The 19,371-nt window shown below is 71.1% G+C and carries 15 protein-coding genes and 2 pseudogenes; 14 read left to right on the plus strand and 3 right to left on the minus strand.

Annotation, left to right across the window (positions count from 1 at the left end; genetic code table 11):
* The first annotated feature begins 293 nt into the window (after positions 1–293).
* The 10 genes and pseudogenes from AOK15_RS00405 to AOK15_RS46365 all read left to right on the plus strand — a co-directional run.
* Entirely contained in the window at positions 294–1,556 is a 1,263-nt protein-coding gene (locus AOK15_RS00405) for a TIGR04053 family radical SAM/SPASM domain-containing protein (RefSeq protein ID WP_055511437.1), read from the plus strand.
* Positions 1,553–4,168, plus strand: a complete 2,616-nt coding sequence (locus AOK15_RS00410; protein ID WP_205632064.1) for a multicopper oxidase domain-containing protein — start codon at positions 1,553–1,555, stop codon at positions 4,166–4,168. The genes AOK15_RS00405 and AOK15_RS00410 overlap by 4 nt, the downstream gene beginning before the upstream one ends.
* On the plus strand, positions 4,168–4,614 hold the full coding sequence (locus AOK15_RS00415) for a hypothetical protein (protein WP_055511439.1): 447 nt from the start codon (positions 4,168–4,170) through the stop codon (positions 4,612–4,614). Before AOK15_RS00410 ends, AOK15_RS00415 begins: the two co-directional genes overlap by 1 nt.
* Positions 4,615–4,652: 38 nt before the next feature.
* On the plus strand, positions 4,653–4,823 hold the full coding sequence (locus AOK15_RS44770; RefSeq protein WP_167738775.1) for an adenine nucleotide alpha hydrolase family protein: 171 nt from the start codon (positions 4,653–4,655) through the stop codon (positions 4,821–4,823).
* Between the two features lie 157 nt (positions 4,824–4,980).
* Positions 4,981–6,486 carry an APC family permease gene (locus AOK15_RS00420; RefSeq protein ID WP_079058221.1) on the plus strand — a complete coding sequence of 502 codons (1,506 nt, stop codon included), beginning with the start codon at positions 4,981–4,983 and terminating at the stop codon, positions 6,484–6,486.
* 30 nt (positions 6,487–6,516) lie between these two features.
* Positions 6,517–7,728 (plus strand): arginine deiminase, encoded by a 1,212-nt coding sequence (locus tag AOK15_RS00425; protein WP_055511441.1) that lies wholly within the window; start codon positions 6,517–6,519, stop codon positions 7,726–7,728.
* 17 nt (positions 7,729–7,745) lie between these two features.
* Positions 7,746–8,059 (plus strand): annotated as a pseudogene (locus AOK15_RS48980) (ornithine carbamoyltransferase); the annotation flags it as partial.
* Positions 8,036–8,188 (plus strand): hypothetical protein, encoded by a 153-nt coding sequence (locus AOK15_RS46000; protein WP_185093886.1) that lies wholly within the window; start codon positions 8,036–8,038, stop codon positions 8,186–8,188. The pseudogene AOK15_RS48980 and the gene AOK15_RS46000, both read left to right, overlap by 24 nt.
* 3 nt (positions 8,189–8,191) lie before the next feature.
* The gene (locus tag AOK15_RS00430; RefSeq protein WP_055511443.1) at positions 8,192–9,115 is read left to right on the plus strand and encodes a carbamate kinase; all 924 of its coding nucleotides are present in this window, start codon (positions 8,192–8,194) and stop codon (positions 9,113–9,115) included.
* A gap of 142 nt (positions 9,116–9,257) precedes the next feature.
* Positions 9,258–9,522: pseudogene (locus AOK15_RS46365) on the plus strand (pyridoxamine 5'-phosphate oxidase family protein); the annotation flags it as partial.
* Between the two features lie 98 nt (positions 9,523–9,620).
* On the opposite strand, the gene AOK15_RS00435 reads toward AOK15_RS46365, so the two are convergent.
* Together AOK15_RS00435 and AOK15_RS00440 are read right to left on the minus strand one after the other, a co-directional pair.
* Positions 9,621–10,310 (minus strand): NADPH-dependent F420 reductase, encoded by a 690-nt coding sequence (locus tag AOK15_RS00435; RefSeq protein ID WP_055511445.1) that lies wholly within the window; start codon positions 10,308–10,310, stop codon positions 9,621–9,623.
* 207 nt (positions 10,311–10,517) lie between these two features.
* Positions 10,518–11,111 carry an Rv1733c family protein gene (locus AOK15_RS00440; protein ID WP_055511448.1) on the minus strand — a complete coding sequence of 198 codons (594 nt, stop codon included), beginning with the start codon at positions 11,109–11,111 and terminating at the stop codon, positions 10,518–10,520.
* An 824-nt stretch (positions 11,112–11,935) separates the two neighbouring features.
* On the opposite strand from AOK15_RS00440, the gene AOK15_RS00445 reads away from it, so the two are divergent.
* Both AOK15_RS00445 and AOK15_RS00450 read left to right on the plus strand, forming a co-directional pair.
* The gene (locus tag AOK15_RS00445; RefSeq protein ID WP_055511481.1) at positions 11,936–14,629 is read left to right on the plus strand and encodes a bifunctional acetate--CoA ligase family protein/GNAT family N-acetyltransferase; all 2,694 of its coding nucleotides are present in this window, start codon (positions 11,936–11,938) and stop codon (positions 14,627–14,629) included.
* A 329-nt stretch (positions 14,630–14,958) separates the two neighbouring features.
* Complete coding sequence (locus AOK15_RS00450; RefSeq protein WP_055511450.1) at positions 14,959–16,683, plus strand: sensor histidine kinase; 1,725 nt, start codon at positions 14,959–14,961, stop codon at positions 16,681–16,683.
* Between the two features lie 233 nt (positions 16,684–16,916).
* Here AOK15_RS00450 and AOK15_RS00455 read toward each other — a convergent pair whose 3' ends face one another.
* Entirely contained in the window at positions 16,917–18,017 is a 1,101-nt protein-coding gene (locus AOK15_RS00455; protein WP_055511452.1) for an ABC transporter ATP-binding protein, read from the minus strand.
* Between the two features lie 752 nt (positions 18,018–18,769).
* Between AOK15_RS00455 and AOK15_RS46375 the strand changes: the two genes are divergently transcribed.
* Together AOK15_RS46375 and AOK15_RS46380 are read left to right on the plus strand one after the other, a co-directional pair.
* Entirely contained in the window at positions 18,770–19,105 is a 336-nt protein-coding gene (locus AOK15_RS46375) for an MBL fold metallo-hydrolase (protein ID WP_055511454.1), read from the plus strand.
* A 2-nt stretch (positions 19,106–19,107) separates the two neighbouring features.
* A complete protein-coding gene (locus tag AOK15_RS46380; RefSeq protein WP_055511456.1) occupies positions 19,108–19,341 on the plus strand; it encodes an MBL fold metallo-hydrolase RNA specificity domain-containing protein in 234 nt (77 codons plus the stop codon).
* Positions 19,342–19,371 lie beyond the last annotated feature (30 nt).

Consider the following 19,371-nt stretch of genomic DNA (forward strand, 5'->3'; position numbering starts at 1 on the left):
TACGACCTGTACCGCTACCGAGAAGGAGGGACTTTCGGCCCTCCCACCGAGGCTCATCGGCTGCGGTGCGGAGCACGTCCGGTGCCCGATGCTGACGGGGACCGATCCGGAGGTAGTCCCGTGTACCACTGCAACGAGCACCCGTGCGGCCGTCTCCACCGCCGTCCCCCGTCACGGGTGCCGTACACGGACCGGACCGGTCACCGTCCGGCCGCCCGCCACGTCTGCCCTGACTCAAGGGCGGCCGGACGCACGATCCGTACGACGCGTACGAGCCCGGCGCGGAGGACCCGGTGAGCGGCGACCGGGTGATCCGACGGCAGCACCACGACGTCGGAGACCGGCCGTTCATCGTGATCTGGGAGTCCACCCGGGCCTGCCCGCTGGCCTGCCTGCACTGTCGCGCCGAGGCCGTGCCCGGCCGGGACCCGCGGGAGCTCGACACCGCCGCGGCCAAGGACCTGCTGCACCAGGTCGCCGCGTTCGGACAGCCCGCCCCGATCTTCGTGATCACCGGCGGTGACCCGTTCCAGCGCCCCGACCTGACCGAGCTGATCGCCTATGGGAAGGAGGCGGGGGTCCGGGTCGCCGTATCGCCCTCCGGCACCCCCACGCTCACTCCGGAGCGGCTGCGGGAGGTGCACGACGCCGGTGCGGTGGGTCTCTCGCTCAGCCTGGACGGGTCCACCGCCGAGCTGCACGACGGCTTCCGCGGAGTGCCTGGCGTGTACCGATGGACGCTGGACGCGTGGGACGCCGCCCGCGCCATGGGCGCGAAGGTGCAGATCAACACCACGGTCGCCCGGCACAATCTGCACGACCTGCCCGACATCGTCCGTCTCGTCCGCGACCACGGGGCCATGCTGTGGAGCGCCTTCTTCCTGGTGCCCACCGGGCGCGGCCGCCAACTCGGCGTACTCACCCCCGCCGAGACCGAGGACGTACTGAACTTCGTGTACGACGTGGGCCTGACCGTGCCCGCCAAGACCACCGAGGCCCACCACTTCCGACGGGTCGCGCTCCAGCGGAAGGTGCTGGCGACCACCGGGGACGACCACGTGACGGTGCTCGGACTGGGGCCGCTCTACGAGGAGTTGCGCGGGCGGGCCGCCGAACTGGGTCTGGACGCCGGGGGCCGACGGGTCCGCCGACCCCCGCTGGACGTCAACGCGGGCCGCGGCTTCGTCTTCGTGTCCCACACAGGCACGGTGCACCCCAGCGGGTTCCTGCCCCTGGGCGCCGGCAACGTACGCCAGACGCCCCTGACCGAGATCTACCGCGCCTCCGATCTCTTCACCGGCCTGCGGGACGCCGACCGGCTGGGTGGCCGGTGCGGGGCGTGTGAGTTCCGCCGGGTCTGCGGCGGCTCGCGGTCCCGCGCGTACGGCGTCACCGGCGATCCGTACGCCGAGGAACCCTGGTGCGGCTACCGCCCCGGGTCCTTCCCCCACCAGCGGGAGCTGGCGGCGCTGATGGCCGGAGGTGCCGGCGCGGACCGGTCACGCGCCGGCCGACGTCCCTTCGATCGCAGTGCGTCATCTCAAGGAGCAACGTGACCGGCAAGCACGACCCACCCCAAGCCACCGGGAGCCGGTATCCCAGCAGGTTCAAGCAGTCCGGCCTGAAGGCCCGTCATCTGCTCGCCCACGTCGTGGTCGTGGGATGGCTGGCCCTGGCCCTGTTGGCGGCCACCGCCCAGGACACGCTGCCTGTTGCACGCTGGCTGGCGATCCACCTGTTCCTGCTCGGCGCCGCCACCACCGCCGTCGTGGTCTGGAGCGAGCACTTCGCCATCGCCCTGCTGCACGCCAAGCCCCCCGACGAACGGTGGAGCGATGCCCGGCTCGCGGCGGTGAACCTTGCTGTGGCCGGCGTTCTGGTCGGCGTGTGGGCGGATGTTCCGGTCCTGACCGGGACGGCCTGCGCCCTGCTGGTCGCCGCGGTCACCGCCCACCTGGTGGTGCTGGTGCGCATGAGCCGGGGCGCGCTGGGCGGACGGCTGGCCCCGATCGTCGGCTTCTACCGGGCGGCGGCCACCGCGCTGATCCTCGGTTCGGTCCTGGGCTGGCTGCTGGCCACCGGCCGCGCAGGCCCGCAGGTGTATGTCGGACTGCGCCTGGCACACGTCCACGTCACCCTGCTCGGCTGGATCGGACTGCCCGTGCTGGGCACCCTGTTCATGCTGTGGCCCACCGTGCTGGGCGTACGCATGGCCGAGCGCACCACGAAGGTCGCGCGGTGGGTGCTGGCCCTGACCGGGGGCGGACTACTGATCGCGGTGGCCGCACTGGCCGCCGGATGGCGCTGGGTCGCCGTGACCGGTGTCGTGGGGTACGTCGCCGGGGTGGGCGACGCGGTGAACCTGTTCGCCCGTACGCTGCGCCGGCGCGACCCGATCTCGGCCGCGGCCGCCTGGATGCTGGGTGCCGCGACGGGATGGCTGCTCGTGGGCGTCGTCGCGGATGCGGCGATGCTGGTCAGCTGGCCGCTCGCCGAGGCCCAGGACGGTGTCGGCTCGCTGGTCCCGGTGCTGCTCGTCGGGTTCGTCGCCCAGGTGCTGATCGGCGCCCTGACCTATCTGCTGCCGATCGTGCTCGGCACCGGCCCGAAGGACCGGGCGGCGCTGCGGGCGATACTGGAACGGGGCTGGTCGACGCGGCTGGTGACCCTCAACACCGGCGTCGCGCTGCTGGCGGTTCCCCTGCCCGACCCCGCCGGCACGGCGGGCATGGTGCTCGCCGCGGTGGCCGGCGCGGCGTTCCTCGCGTTGGCCGTCTCCGTCCTGGCCCGAGTCGTCCGCGGATCGGCAGAGGGAGGCTCCTCTCGACGACCGGTCCTGCTGGGCACCGCCGCCGGAGCCGTACTGACCGTGCTGGCCGTGCTCGTGGCGAACAGCGGTGGGGACACCAGCGGCCCGGCGGTCGCCTCAGGCGCGGGCACCGGTGGCGCGGCCGCCACGCGCACCGTCGACATCACCCTCGCGAACATGCGGGTACGTCCTGCCCGTATCGAGGTCGCCGAGGGCACCGCCCTGCGGCTGAAGGTCACCAACAAGGACGCCCAGCGCCACGACCTCAAGGTGGAGGACGGCCCGGCCACCCCGCTGCTCGCCCGGGGCGACAGCCGCATCCTCGACCTCGGTTCCGTCACCGAGGACCGCGAGGCGTGGTGCACCCTGCCCGGGCACCGCGCCGCCGGGATGACCCTGGACATCGTCGTGAAGGACAGCGCGGGCGAGAGCACCGACGGGCACCACGGACACACCTCCCGGGCGGGCAGCGGTAGCGGTAGCGGCGGCCTGGACCTGTCCGCCGACTTCTCCCGTGGTTGGGAACCCCGCAGTGCCGAACTGGCCCCGGCGGCCGGCGGAAAGGTGCGCGAGATCGAGCTGCACGCCGCCCACACCACCGTCGAGGTCGCACCCGGCGTGAAGCAGCAGATGTGGACCTTCGGCGGCACCGCCCCCGGACCCACCCTGCGGGGACAGGTGGGCGACGTCTTCGAGATCACCCTCGTCAACGACGACGTCGGAATGGGCCACGGCATCGACTTCCACGCCGGCGCCCTGGCACCCGACCGGCCCATGCGCACACTCGACCCCGGTGAACGCCTGGTCTACCGCTTCCGCGCGGAGAAGGCCGGTGCCTGGCTGTACCACTGCAGCACCGCACCGATGCTCCAGCACATGGGCAACGGCATGTACGGAGCCGTCATCATCGACCCGCCCGGCCTGAAGAAAGTGGACCACGAGTACGTGCTGGTCTCCTCCGAGCTCTACCTGGGCACCCCCGGCAGCACCGCACAGGTGACCAAGATGCGAGCGAACACCCCCGACGCCTGGGCCTTCAACGGCATCGCCTCCCAGTACGCCAAAAAGCCGCTGACCGTGAAGGCAGGCGACCGGGCCCGCTTCTGGGCGGTCGCCGCCGGACCGAGCGACGGCATCGCCTTCCACATCGTCGGCACCGTCTTCGACACCGTGTACAAGGAGGGCGCGTACCTGCTGAAACCCGATCAGCCCGGAGGGGCGCAGGTCCTCGATCTGGCGCCCGCGCAGGGAGGTTTCGTCGAGACCACCTTCCCCGAGGCCGGCCACTACTCCTTCGTCGACCACGACATGCGGCACGCCGAATCCGGTGCGCACGGCGTCGTCGAGGTGAGCGAGTAGTGGACACCGTCGGCCCGTGGTCCCTGGTGCGGTTCGCGCACGTGGCCGGCGCCGCCCTGTGGGTCGGCGGGCAACTGGCCCTGTCGCTGGTGATCCTTCCGCTGGCCCGCCGTATGCTCGCGCCCGAGGCCAAGGACCGATTCACCGCCGAGGCAGGGCGTCGCTTCGGCATGCTGACCGGGGCGGTGTTCCTGCCGGTGCAACTGGGCACCGGCTGGGCGATGGCCTGGCACAAGGGCGTCACCTGGGCGTCACTGGCCGAACCCGGCTACGGCCGCACCCTCGCGACCAAACTCGCCCTGTTCGTCCTCGTGATGCTGGCCGCGGCCGGACACGGCATCGCACACTCCAAGGGGCGCACCGACTTGGCACGCTCCCTGGCGGTGGTCTCCCTCGTCGGCTCACTCGGCGTCGTCCTGCTGGCCACCGCCCTGCCCGCCTCCTAGACCCGGTGAAGCCCTTTGGCGACCCTGTCGTCGAGAGCGTGGCCGAAGGCCGGGTCACCGCCGAGCTGGTGCGCGCGTCGACCAGGGCCTCCCTCGGCGTCGGGGGCCGCCGGACGCGGGACGGCCGTCCGGGCAGTCACATCGGTCCCGTCACGCGCGCGGTGCTGCACCACGTCGGCTGCCCGGTCGACGACGTCCCGCACGACTGAAGCCACGCATCGATGCGACTCCGGAGGCGAGTGAGCCTCCGGCACTCGGGACCAACGGGCCGACAGGGGGACTTGTGGCCACTCACCCTGGTCGCCACGGAGCAGAAGGATCAATCGTGGATCGACTCCCTCTCCGATCAACCCAAGGAGCACAGTCATGTCCGCGCCCCCCAGAGGAGCCGAAGCCGCCGTCGACGACGGCGCACCAGTCGCCCCGAAGGCGGCACTTGGCCTTCCCGCGGCCTCCGCGCTCGTGATCGGCAGCATCATCGGAACCGGGGTCTTCGCCCTGCCGTCGGCCCTCGCCCCGTACGGGCCCATCTCGCTCGTGGCGTTCGTCGTCGTCACGCTCGGCGCGCTCGCGCTGGCCGTGACGTTCGGGGCACTGTCGAAGCGGCTCCCGGCGAGCGGCGGGCCGTACGTCTACGCCCGTGAGGCCTTCGGGGAGTTCGCCGGGTTCCTCAACGCCTGGTCGTACTGGATCACCGCGTGGGCGGGGAACGCCGCGATCGTGGTGGCCTGGGTCGGCTATGTCGAGGTGTTCGTCAACACCGCGCACAGGACCGGGTTCTCGGTGCTCATTGCCCTGATCGGCCTGTGGATCCCCGCTGCGATCAACCTCACCGGTGTGCGCAACACCGGCGCGTTCCAAGTGATCACCACCGTGCTGAAGTTCGTGCCGCTGGTGTTCATGGCCACGATCGGGCTGTTGTTCATCGACCCGGACAACTTCGGCGCCTTCAACGCCAGTGGCCGGTCGGCGTTGGGCGCGATCTCCGCCGCCGCGGCTATCGCCCTGTTCAGCTATCTCGGGCTGGAGGCCGCTTCCGTGATCGCGGGCCGCGTGCGCGAGCCGGGGCGGAACGTGCCACGGGCCACCGTGTACGGCACACTCGTCTGCGCCGTCATCTACATCCTGGGCATCCTCGCCGTCTTCGGTACCGTCTCGCACGGCGACCTCGGCGCCTCCACCGCGCCGTTCACCGACGCCGCGAACAACATCTTCGGCGGCAGCTGGGCGGGCGACGCGGTCGCCGTGGCCGCCATCGTCTCCGGTATCGGCGCCCTCAACGGCTGGACCATGCTGTGCGCGGAGATGCCGTACGCCGCCGCCCGGGACGGACTCTTCCCCCAGACCTTCGCCAAGCTGCGCGGAGAGAGCGGCGTCCCGGTCTTCGGCATCGTCGCCTCGACCCTGCTCGCCTCGCTGATCACCGTGTTCAGCTACACGCGCTTCGAGGACGTCTTCACCAAGATCGTCCTGTTGAGCGTGCTCACCGCAGTGATCCCGTACCTGTTCTCCGCCGCCGCCCAGCTGTACTGGCTGCTGGTACGTGGACGGGAAAGCCTGAAGCCGAGGCAGCTGGCCCGGGACGTCACCGTCGCCGCGCTCGCGATGGCCTTCTCGTACTGGTCGATCCAGGGCAGCGGCTACCAGACCGTCTACTACGGGCTGTTCGTGCTGCTGCTCGGCCTGCCGGTCTACGTCTGGCTGAAGCGCGACCGTGGTGAGTACGGCGAGACGGTGCCTGCCCAGCCCGGGGCCACGGTCCCTCAGGCACGGGCGCCCGAGACACCCACAACGGCCAAGGGGAGCTCTCGGGGGAGGCGGAGGTACCGCACTGGCGGCTCCCCGAAGTACACACCACAGCACCACGACTGACCACGTCCGTACGGCCCGAGGAAGCTCGCCATGAACACCTTCCACGTCGACTCCGAGGTCGGCCGGCTCCGCCAAGTGATTCTCCACCGCCCCGGTCTCGAACTGTCCCGGCTGACCCCGCGCAACGTCGACGCCCTGCTCTTCGACGACATCCTGTGGGCCAAGCGTGCCCGCGAGGAGCACGACGCCTTCGCGCAGGTCCTGCGCGACCACGGCGTCCGCGTGCACTACTTCGCCGACCTGCTGGCCGGGACACTCGACGTGCCGGAGGCCCGCGACTGGCTCCTGGACCGCGTCGTCACACCCGCGAGCGTTGGCCCCTCCCTGGTGGACCCGGTGCGTGAGCTGTGCGCCGAACTGGACGGGGAGACCCTCGCCGGCTCCCTGATCGGTGGCCTGCTCAAGAGTGACCTGCCCCTCACCACCCCGCACAGCCTGGTCTGGAGCGCCCTGGACACCGAGGACTTCGCTCTCACGCCGCTGCCCAACCACCTCTTCGCCCGCGACAATTCCTGCTGGGTGTACGACCAGGTGTCGGTCAACCCGATGGCCAAGGCGGCCCGGCGGCGCGAGAGCCTGCATGCCGAGGTCGTCTACCGCTTCCACCCGAGGTTCGCCGGCGCGCCCGCGCCGATCCTCGACGGCGCGGTGGGCACCCTCGAGGGTGGTGACGTCCACGTCCTCGGAAACGGTGCCGTCATGGTCGGCATGGGGGAGCGGACCACTGCGCAGGCCGTGGAGAACCTGGCCGCCCGGCTCTTCGGGACCGGCACGGCGAACCGGCTGCTCGCGGTCCAACTCCCCGCCACACGCGCCTACATGCACCTGGACACCGTGCTCACCATGGTCGACCGCGACGCCTTCACCATCTATCCGGGCCTCGCGGACTCCCTGCGCTCCTGGACCCTCACCCCCAGCACCGTCCGTGAGGCCGGCTTCGACGTGATCCCCGAATCGGATCTGGCCTCCGCTCTGGCCGGGGCCCTCGACCTGGACAAGGTCCGGATGCTTTCCGCGCCGCAGGACATCCGGGGCGCCGAACGTGAGCAGTGGGACGACGGCAGCAACTTCCTCGCTGTCGCCCCGGGCGTGGTCGTCGGCTACGAGCGCAACGTGACCACCAACACCTACTTACGCAAGCAGGGCATCGAGATCATCACCATCGCCGGCGCCGAACTGGGCCGTGGCCGCGGCGGACCGCGCTGCATGAGCTGCCCGGTCGAACGCGACGCTGTTGCCTGACCGAACGTAGAACCACCATGGCCATGGACCTGCGAGGCCGTTCCCACCTGAGCGAACCCGACTTCACTGCCGCTGAGACCCACCACCTTTTCGACCTCGCCGCCGACCTCAAGGCCGCCCGGCGCGGCGGCACGCAGCGACCACGCCTGACCGGCAGACACCTCGCGCCGATCTTCGAGAAGACCTCCACCCGCACCCGCTGCGCCTTCGGGGTCGCTGCCGCCGACCAGGGCGCCGCGACCACCCGCCCAGGGCCGGGCGGCACTCACATGAGAGCCCCAAGGAGGCCGTCGCCGACACGGCCCGCATACGCGGCCGCACCACCTCGGGGACGCCCGTCCCTGAGGCCCTGGAAGTCACCGACGAGGTCTGCTCCTCATCCGCCTCCATCGTCTTCGACCGGGCGGAGAACCAGTTGCACACCATCAACGCCGTGCTCGTCGTCACTCTGGAGGACTGAACCATGCGCATCGTCATCGCCCTCGGCGGCAACGCCCTGCTGCACCGGGGCGAACGCCCTGACGCGGCCGTGCAACAGGCGAACATCGACCGGGTCGCCACGGCTGTCGCCGCACTCGCGCACGAGCACGAGGTCGTCCTCACCCACGGCAACGGTCCGCAGATCGGCCTCCTCGCCATGGAGAGCGCATCTGATCCCGCGCTGAGTGCCCCCTATCCGCTGGACCTGCTCGGCGCCCAGACCGAGGGCATGATCGGCTCGCTGCTGGCCCGCAGCATGTACAACGCCCTGCCCGGCCGCAAGATCGCCGCACTGGTGACCCACACTCTCGTGCGGGCCGACGACCCGGCCTTCGCCCGACCCACCAAGTTCGTCGGGCAGGTGTACTCCCGGGACACCGCCCGGTCACTCGCCCGGCAGCGCGGCTGGCACATCGCCCAGGACACCACCGGCTGGCGCCGGGTCGTTCCCTCCCCGGCACCGCAGGAGATCGTGGAGACCGACACCATCCATGACCTGCTCGCTTGCGGAGCGCTGGTCGTCTGCGCCGGCGGTGGAGGCATCCCCGTCACCGCCGACCGCGTCACTGGCGCGCTGTACGGAGTTGACGCGGTGATCGACAAGGACCTCACCGCGGCCCTGCTCGCCGAGGACCTCAAGGCGGACTTCCTGCTCATCCTCACGGACGTGCCGAACGTCTACTCCGACTACGGCACCCCGGACCAGCAGCCCCTCCTCGACGCCACACCCGACGCCCTGCGCCGTGGCAGGTTTCCCGACGGTTCCATGGGTCCCAAGACGGAGGCCGCGGCCCGGTTCGTCGAACACACGGGTGGCCTGGCGGCGATCGGTGAACTCGATGCGGCGTACGAGATCGTCCATGGCAGGTCGGGCACGCTCGTCCGCCCCGATCTGACCGTCGGCTGACGTCCGGCGGAGCGGGGATGCCCGACGAAGGCGGTTCTCCGGCACGGTCGGGGCCGATGGGTCCTCACGGTTCGTCCTCGTCCCGCCAAGGACGGAGCTCCCACTGAAGGGCTTGCTGCCGGGGCGAAAGACGGACCGGATGATGTATCCGAACGACGGTTACCGTGAACCGGAGCGGCAGGAGTGCTTCCGCCTGCGGGGGAAGGCGCCCGTCGGTCGTTTCGTCCACACGAGCCGGGCCTTGCCCGTGGTTCTGCCGGTCAACTTCTCACTGCACACCGATGGTGCCCGTGTTGCTGTGCGCCTCGGCGGGGTTGGAGTGTCGTGGTGACCGGCACCGTCACGCTCGTGACCGACCCGGCCGAGCACGAACGGCTGGCCGGACCGGCCCGCGTCCGCCCTCTTGGACGCGCCTGAGGGCGAGCAGACCAGGGAACCGGAACAGGACGCTCTGCCGGAAGGGCCGAGCCGAGCGGGACGGGCACGGAAACCTGCGTCGCGGCTGCTACCCGGCGCCCTGGATGTGGAAGTTGAAGTCGGTGTGGCCGAGGGTGCTGTAGAGGCGCAGCCAGATCGGCAGCAGCATCTCGGCGCCTCGGGCGGTCTCGATGCCGCCGAGGTCGATGACGCTGCTCTCCGGCCACCCGAACGAGACCAGCATCTCGGTGACCTGCTTCTTGGCGCCGGTGTCCTCGCCGGAGACGAAGACGTTGTGGGCTCCGGAGACACGGTCGGGCTCGACCATGAGGCGGCAGTTCATGGTGTTGAGGGTCTTCACGACGCGGGCGTCGGGGAAGGCGCGCTGGACCTGTTCGCCGAGGCTGTCGGCGTTGACCGGATTCAGCAGGGGCGGCATCCCCCGGGAGGAGTCGAGCGGGTTGGCGACGTCGATGAGGATCTTTCCCGCCAGGTTCACGCTGCCTGCGGCGTTCAGGGCTTCGAGCGTGACGGTGCCCGCGGTGGCGTTGACGACCCTCTCGCCGAAGGTGGCGGATTCGGCGAAGGACCGCAGCCCCACGGTCGGGTGAGCCGCGCTCCAGGTGGTGAAGGGCGGAGTGCCCATGGCGTTCGGTTCGGTACGGGCGAGGGTCGCCGCGGGATCGCGGGTGCCGATGACGACCTCGTGGCCCAGGGAGGCGAGCTTGGCTGCGATGGTCCGGCCGACGATGCCGGTACCGAGAACGGCGTAGCGCATAAGGGTGGGTCTTTCCGGCCGGGCGGTCCATCGGATCGGTCAGGTGGCCCAGACAAGCAGGTCACGATGGAGCTTCCGCTCCACTGGCCGACGGACGATCGCGGTTTCACCCGGACGGCTTGGACGGGGCACCCGGGCGGAAGGGCCGATGCGTTCCTGGCTGCCCACGGCCATCCACGGCGAGGAGCTCGCAGCAGAGACGGGCCGTCATGCGTGCCGGTGACCCCGGTGGCCCCGGTGCGCGTCGAACGCGGCCCAGTCCCGTTCCCACCGCGCCCACCGGAGCCGGTCCAGCCGTACCCGGGCGGCCCACCGGAGCCCCCATATCAGGAGAGCCGCACCCATGGCGGCGGACGTACCGGTCACCACTCCTTGTGCCCTGGCTTGGGCGGGGGTGGGTGGCGCGGGGCGAACACGGTCGGACGCGTCGAGCCACACCGTCGTCCGCGAGCCGGCCTTGCGGTCCGCTGCCACCAGGGCCGTCCCGGTCCTGGAAGAGCCATCCGTCGTCCACCGCACGGTCGCACGGACGTGTTCGTCGTCCGCCGCGCCCGGGAACCGCGCCACGGTCGCCGCGGGGGCGGCCTCGACGAGTTTCGCGGTGACGCGACGCAGTCCTTGGGACTGCGTGAGCGCGGAACGCTCGGCGACGGCAGCCGCGGTCACACCCGCCGTCGGCGCGGCGAACAGCACCGCCGCCACCGCAGCCAGGCCGACCCAGGCTTCGGCGACGTCCGAGCGGCGCTTGAGCGGGTTGCGCCGCCAGCGCCACAGCAACACCTCGCGGCACCGTTTCAGCATGCGTGCATCCCTCCGTGCGCAACGGGCAAGAAGTCCATGAGCGGTACGGTGACGGATCCGCGAACCGTGGGCACAGAGGCCAATGGGCCGTCGCACCGGAGGCCGTTCGGCCCCAAGAGAGGCAACGGCACACAGAGGAGCACGAGGCGCAGGACCCCAACGCGCCCTCACCCTCGACCGGTTGGCCCTCCTGGATACGTTCCCGCCGACTGAGCATGGAATCAGGTGCGGGCGTCGGCTTCGGGCGACTGCGAGGGGGCCTCCCGTCCCCCGACCGGGACGGCACTCCCACCGTCGGTTCTTCCCTCGAAGACGGCGACCCGTTCGGCCGGGACCACGTTCGCGACCTTGATGGCCTTGTACGTGGTGACCCCGGCGCAGGTCAGGGGTGCCGCTACTGTGTCTCCGGCTGGGAGACCCTCTGCCAGAGCCAGGTCAACTCCGGCTACTCGGCGGACGGTTGCTACGCCGAGTACGCCGTCGCCGACGCGGGCGCGGTCGTCCAGGCCGCGATGGCCGGCTTCGTGCTCGACGAGACCGCGCTGATCGTCGCCGGCATGCTCGTCAGCGCCTCGGGCGGCATCCTCACCAAGCCGATGGCCGACGTCGTTCACCCTGACGCGGCTCTCCAGTGCGACAAGACCGCTTCGCCGCCGGTCACCACCGTGGCCAGGCTGATGACTGCCGGCCACGCACCCCGAACCCACGCGCGGGGCCGCGCCTTTGGGGCCTATCGGCCCTCCGGGCCGCCCCGGACAGCCCATGGGGTGGCCGTACGAACCGCTGGATGCTCGAAGGGCCACAACGCCTGGAGGAGATCCGCGATGACGGACGACGCACACAGTGAGCCCCTGGTCCATGCCCTGCTCGCAGACGGCACCACGGTGTGCATCCGCCCGGTGGCAGCGGGCGATCACGAGCAGGTGCAGGGGCTCTACGAGGAGATGTCGCCGGAGAATCTGAGGCTGAGGTTCTTCGCGGCGAGCCGGCGCTCGGCCGCGCTGGCCGCCGACAGGGCCTGCGCGTCGGTCCGCCCCGGGTATCGGGCGCTGTTGGCCGAGAAGCAGGGCCAGGTGATCGGCCTGGCCGAGTACGACACCGGAGGCGGCAAGGAGGAGGCCGAGATCTCCATCGCCGTCGCCGACGGACTGCACCACCGCGGCGTCGGCACCCTCCTCGTCGAGCACCTGGTCTCGGCCGCCCGGGCGGAGGGCATCACCACCTTCACAGCGGACGCCCTCAGTGAGAACCGCGAGGTGCTCCAGCTCTTCGCGGACCTCGGACTGCGCACCTCCCGCCGCTTCGACGGCCCGGAGGTGCGCTGCACGATCGAGCTCGGTGAGGACGACACCTACCTGTCCGCCGTCGAGGCCCGTGGCCGGGCCGCCAATGTGACCAGCCTGGAATCCCTGCTGCGGCCGGAGGCGATTGCTGTCGTGGGCGCGGGGCGAAAGGCGGGTTCGGTGGGCAGGGCCGTCCTGCACCACCTGCACGCGGGCGGCTACACCGGGCGGCTCCTCGCGGTGAACCCCGCCGCGTCCTCGATCCTCGGCGTGCCCTCCTACCCGTCGGTCGCCGCCCTGCCCAGGACCCCCGACCTCGTGGTCGTCGCCGTGCCCGCCGCCGCGGTCCCGGCCACCGCCGACGAGTGCGGCAAGGCCGGCGCGAAGGCCCTCCTCGTCCTCTCCGCCGGCCTCGACGGCACCCAGACGCGGGCCCTGATGTCGTCCTGCCGCACCTACGGCATGCGGCTCGTCGGCCCCAACTGCCTCGGCATCTCCAACACCGAGCCCGCCCTGCGCCTCGACGCCACCTTCGCCGCCGACCACCCCCGTGCCGGGACGGCGGGCGTCGCCGTGCAGTCCGGCGGCGTCGGTATCGCCCTGCTGGACGGGCTGTCCCGGCTGGGCATCGGCGTCTCCTCCTTCGCCTCCCTCGGGGACAAGTACGACGTCAGCGGCAACGACATGCTCCAGTGGTGGGAGAGCGACGGCCGCACCGACCTCGTGCTGCTGCACCTGGAGTCGTTCGGCAACCCGCGCGCGTTCTCCCGCACCGCCCGGCGCGTGACCCGCCGTATGCCGCTGCTCACCGTGGACGCCGGCCGTACCGAGGCGGGTCGCCGCGCCGCCGCCTCGCACACCGCGGCCGCCGCCACCCCCACCATGACCCGCCGGGCACTGTTCACACAGGCAGGCATCACCGCCACCCAGTCGGTCGGCGAACTCCTCGAAACGGCCGCGCTGATGCACTCCCAGCCGCTGCCGGCGGGCACTCGCGTCGCGATCGTCACCAATGCCGGCGGCGCGGGCGTCCTGACCGCCGACGCCTGCTCCGAGGCCGGACTGGCGCTCCCGCCGCTCACGCCCGAGCTGATCGACGCCCTGCTCGCCGTACTCCCTGACGGCGCGTCCGCCGGCAATCCGGTCGACGCCACCGCAGCCGTCACCGAAGACCAGCTCAGGGACTCCGTGGACCTCATCATCAGGCACCCGGGCGTCGATGCCGTGCTGCTGGCCCTGGTGCCCACCGCGGTGGCCCGGGCGACCGGCGACGACCTCGTCCGCGCCCTCACAGACGCCCCGGCGCACGGGGCCAAGCCCGTCATCACGGTACGGCTGGAACAGGACCTGCCGGTCAAGCTGCTGCCCGCCGTGGGCGGCGGCACCATCCCGTCGTACGCCGAACCCCAGGCCGCCGCACGGGCGCTGTCCCACGCCGCCCACCGCGCGGCCTGGTTGAGCCGTCCCGCCGGAACCGTCCCGCAGCTCGACGAGGTCGACACGGACCGCGCCCGCGAGGTCACCGATACCTATCTGACCGCGCACCCGGACGGCGGCTGGCTCGACCCGCGTACCTGTGCCGCGCTCCTCGCCTGCTATGGCATCCCCCAACTCCCGTGGGCCTGGGCCGAGACCGAGGACGAGGCCGTCCTCGCCGCCGAGCGGCTGCGTGGCCCCGACGGCCGGGTCGTGATGAAGGCCCACTGGCCGGGGCTGCTCCACAAGAGCGAGCAGCACGCCGTCCATCTCGACCTCCAGGGCGACGCCCAGGTCCGTGCCGCCTTCCGGGACTTCGAGACCCGCTTCGACGGGCTGCTGACCGGAGTGGTCGTCCAGCCGCTCGCATCCCGCGGCACCGAGCTGCTCGCCGGAGTCGTCCAGGACGAGGTCTTCGGCCCGCTCGTCCTGTTCGGGCTCGGCGGCACCGCGACCGACATCCTGCGCGATCACGCCGCCAGGCTCGCCCCGCTCACCGACCACGACGTGCACGACCTGATCACCTCACCGCGCTGTGCTCCGCTCCTGTTCGGGGCGCGCGGCAGTGGACCGGTCGATCTCGCGGCGCTCGAACAGCTGCTGCTGCGTCTGTCCCGTATGGCGGCCGACCTTCCGCAGCTCGCCGAGGCCGACTTCAACCCCGTCCTCGCGAGCCCGGGCGGGGTCAGCGTGCTCGACGTGCGCGTACGTCTGCTGCCGCGCACGTCACATGATCCGCATCTGCGCCGACTTCGCTGAGAAGGGAAGACGGACGTCAAGCACAACAAGGTGGCGTCCGTGATGGCCATAGGGGTTGCCCGCGCCGAGTACCGCGACCCGTTCAAGGAAGCCTCACAGCCGAGGCCCTGCCGCCCCGGTCCGTGGACGGCGTGACGTCGTGCGACGCCGTGGTGGCAGGTGGCGGACGTACGGCCGCGCGCTGACAGAAGGACGCCAGGAGGCCTCGACCTGCGGAGCCGTTGGACCCGGCTTGATCCTGTACCGTCCCCTGCGGTGGGCCGTACCGTGGCACATGAACGGACACGGTCGGTTGTCGACACGGTTGATGGGGACCTGGAGGATCAGGGGTGGGAAGTTCCGAGGAGCCTCGGGAGACCCGCGTACGGTTGCCCCAGCTGAGGCTGGACGAGCTGCTGGAGGAGCTTCAGGCCCGCCTGGACGCGGCCCGCGGCACCCGTGACCGCGTGCACAGCCTGCTGGAGGCGGTGCTCTCGGTCGGCCGGGAGCTGGACCTCGAACAGGCGCTGCGTAGCATCGTGGAGGCCGCGGCCGTGCTGGTGGACGCCGAGTACGCCGCCCTGGGTGTGATCGGTCCGGACGGCAAGCGGCTGTCGGACTTCCTCACGGTCGGCGTCAGCGACGAGCAGGTCGTACAGATCGGCAACTACCCGGAGGGCCACGGCATCCTCGGTGAACTCATCCGCCACCCGGAGCGGCTGCGGCTGACGAAGCTCTCCGAGCATCCCTCCTCGTACGGCTTCCCGCCCCACCACCCGCCGATGAACACCTTTCTGGGCGTTCCGATCCGGGTGCGCGACCAGGTCTTCGGCAACCTCTACCTGACCGAGAAGCGGGGCGGGGCGCAGTTCGACGACGACGACGAGTCGGTGCTCTCCACCCTGGCCGTGGCCGCCGGTGTGGCCATCGACAACGCCCGGCTGTATGAGGAGTCCAGGCTGCGCGAGCGGTGGCTGCAGGCCAGCGCGGAGATCACACACAGCCTGATGTCCGGAAGCGAGCGCGGAGAGGTCCTCGCCCTCATCGCCGAACGGGCCCGGGAGATCACCGGCGCCGCCCTGGCCGTGGTCGCGTTGCCGATGCCGGACACGGACTCGCTGACGGTGGAGTTGGCCATCGGCCAGGAGGCGGAGGCACACCGCGGACTGGTGCTGCCCATGAACAGCAGCCTGATCGGCCAGGCCTTCTCGGACGCCACTCCCGTCTCCAGCCCTGACATCTCCCAAGACGAGCGAGTTTCGACAAATCTCCGGCTTTTCACCGGCCTCGGTCCGGCCGTGGCCGTCCCCATCGGCTCGGGCGACGGGCTGCGAGGCGTCGTGCTGCTGGTCCGTGAGGCGGGCCGGAAGGTGTTCGCGGACCAGGAAACCGAACCACTGCAAGGTTTCGGGGCACAGGCCGCGGTGGCGATGGAACTGGCCGAACGTCGCAGGGACGCAGAGCAGATCGCGATGCTCGAGGACCGCGACCGGATCGCCCGGGACCTGCACGACCTGGCGATCCAGCGACTGTTCGCCACCGGTATGACGCTGCAGAGCGCCGGCCGCTTCATCGAGCACGCGGAGGCCTCGGAGCGCGTGGTGCGGGCGGTGGAGGACCTGGACGAGACCATCAAGATCATCAGGTCCACGATCTTCGGTCTGAGGACGCATGACGAAGCAGCCGGACCCGGCCTGAGGGCACGGGCGGTGCGCGTGGTCGGCGAGACCGCGCCGGTGATGGGATTCGCGCCGAGCCTGCGGATGGAGGGCCTGCTGGACACCCACGTGCCCAAGGAGATCGCCGACCACGTGGTGGCCGTCCTCTCCGAGGCCCTGACCAACGTCGCCCGGCACGCGCGGGCCAACCGCGCCGAGGTGGCGTTGGAGACCGACGGGCGCGAAGTGCGGCTGGAGGTTTCCGACGACGGCGTGGGTATCCCGGCCGAGGGCCGACGCAGCGGCCTGAGCAACATGGCGGAACGTGCGCAGCAGTTGGGCGGGGACCTGAAGTGGACCAGCCCGGCCACCGGCGGCACCGTGCTGTGCTGGCGGGTGCCGGTGACGAACCGGTAGCTCTCACCGCCTGAGCGCGAACCCGACGGTCCTGCCCTCGCCGGTGGGGCGGCCTCCTCAGCTGTCGGGGCCGTTACTGCCGGGCACGGCGGTCATGCTCCTGTCGGTCTCGTGCCCGTCCGAACCCGGCCCTGAGGCTCCTCACGGCAGCCTGTGCCCGGGCGGGCGCGGGTCACCACGGGCCGTCCGGGCCTGACAGGGGGCGTCCGGCCCCATCGGTGGGCAGCGGGCCCTCAGCTCCCGTCGGCCGGCAGCCGCAGCTCTGTCCGGGCCGAGAAGAGGTGGACGTCCTCCGGACACACGGTGACCCGCAGCTGCTCCCCCTTGGCGTGAACCGGTCGCCCGGGGAGACGGACTACCACCGGGACGGCTTCCTGCCCGGCCTTGGCGGTCGCGTGGACGTAGGCGACGGCACCGGTGTCCTCGACCGCGTCGACCACGAGATCCAGTGCCGGAGTCTCCAGGTCCTCGGGCGAGAGGATCTCGAACTGCTCGGGCCGTACACCCAGCAGGATCTCCGTGGCGTCCGCCTCGCGGGCGGTCCGCGGCACCGGCACGGTCAGGCCGCCCAGCTCGGCTCCATCCGTGGTGAGGGGGAGTCGGAAGAGGTTCATCGCGGGTGAACCGATGAAACCGCCCACGAAGGCGTTGGCGGGGCGCTGGAAGACCTCCTTCGGCGTCCCCACCTGCTGCAGCACGCCGTCCTTCATGACCGCCACGCGGTCGCCCATGGTCAGGGCCTCCACCTGGTCGTGGGTGACGTACACCGTCGTCGTGCCGAGTCGCCGTTGCAGCGAGGCGATCTGGGTCCGGGTCTGTACGCGCAGCTTGGCGTCCAGGTTGGACAGCGGCTCGTCCATCAGGAACACCTGCGGCTCGCGGACGATGGCCCGCCCCATCGCGACCCTCTGGCGCTGGCCGCCGGAGAGCGACCTGGGCTTGCGGTCCAGATAGTCGCCGAGGCCGAGCGCGCCGGCAGCCTCCGTGACACGGCGATGGATGTCGTCCTTGTGCTTCTTGGCGATCTTCAGGGCGAAGCCCATGTTGTCCGCCGTCGTCATGTGCGGGTAGAGAGCGTAGTTCTGGAACACCATCGCGATGTCACGGTCCTTGGGCGGCAGGTGGGTCACGTCCCGGTCGCCGATGCGGATGGCACCGGAGTCGACGTCCTCCAGCCCGGCGAGCATGCGCAACGCTGTGGACTTCCCGCAGCCGGAGGGCCCCACCAGCACCATGAACTCGCCGTCGGCGATCTCCAGATCAAACGCGTCGACGGCCGGGTGGTCCATCCCCGGGAATCTCCGTGTGGCCTTGTCGAAGATGACGGTCGCCATGTTCTCTCCCCTCCCCGATGCTCCCTTTGCGTGCCCAGACTGCGCCCGGGCGCAGGGCGGGTGACAGGTCCTCCAGGTCCTTGCCCCACAGACCGAGCGCCCCCGCGGCAAAGACCGTGCGGCCCCGTAGCGGGGCCTCTTGACCCATGGCATGGCGGGCTGCCGTGTCCCCGCAGGCTGGAGGCACGACCAGGGGAGGGACGGAAAGCATCCCTGAGCCGTTCCTCCACACCGTGGACAGGCCGGACCAGACCGTGCCGGCCCACGCAAGGGCCGTTCCAGGCCTCTGTTTCGGACCGGACGGCTCATGTGCCTTCATCCATAGGGGAGTTGGCTGGGAGTAAGGAGAAGCACGCCGACACGAAGGGGGAGTGAGGGCAGTGGGTACGAGTCTCACGCCGGAGTTCTGGGAGCGGTTTGCGGTTCTGCTGGTCGTCGCGACAGCCATGACGACGGTTCTCACGGCGAGCCTTGATGCGCTCGCCGTCCGCCTGCTGCGCCGTCGTGCGCACCGGCCGCCGTCGGCCTGCGCACCGCGCCGACCTGAGCCGACCGACCGACGCACGTCAGTCCACAGTTGAGGACTCCGGCACCACAGGCGCAGTGGCGTACGACGTGATCGACAAGGCGAGGGCACGGCAGTGCTGCGGTGCGCTCCCTCAACCGCTTTGCCGCGCCCATCGAGTCCATCCCACCGCTTCTGCCACGAAGCAGCCAGGGCCGGTCGGCCGCACCCGGAGGAGACCCGCGTCATGACCACTGAGGCACTGCATCCCTCGTCTTCCCGGCCCGCGCTGCTGACGTTCGCGGGCGGTGTCGGGACGGTCACCGGCAGCAAGTTCCTCGTGGAGAGCGACCACGCACGTGTCCTGATCGACTGCGGGCTCTTCCAGGGCCTCGCCGATCTGCGCAGGCGCAACTGGCGAGGCCTGCCCTGCGACGCCGCGGACATCGAGGCGGTGGTGGTCACCCACGCTCACCTGGACCACTGCGGATACCTGCCCCGGCTGGTGCGGGCGGCACACGACGACGGCGTTGCGCACAGGGCACCCGCGCCCGTGACCTGGTCGACGGTGTCAGGGCGCTGAAGATGTTCGGCGAGTACGTCCCGGTGCGCGCCACCGTCGCCGACGTACCGCACTTCTCGGCCCACGCCGACGCCGCTCAGATCATCGACTGGCTGCGCGGCGCCGAAGCCCCGCAGGCGACGTACCTGGTGCACGGAGAGCCCGACGCGGCCGAGGCGCTGCGCGACCGTATCGACCGGACACTGGGCTGGACCGCCGTCGTGCCGCGTTCCGGGGAGCGGGTCCTCGTCCGGTGAGGTATGGCTGCCTCCATTCGTTCGCCCGCT

Origin of the sequence: Streptomyces ossamyceticus (assembly GCF_001418475.1) — a bacterium.
GTDB lineage: Bacteria > Actinomycetota > Actinomycetes > Streptomycetales > Streptomycetaceae > Streptomyces > Streptomyces ossamyceticus.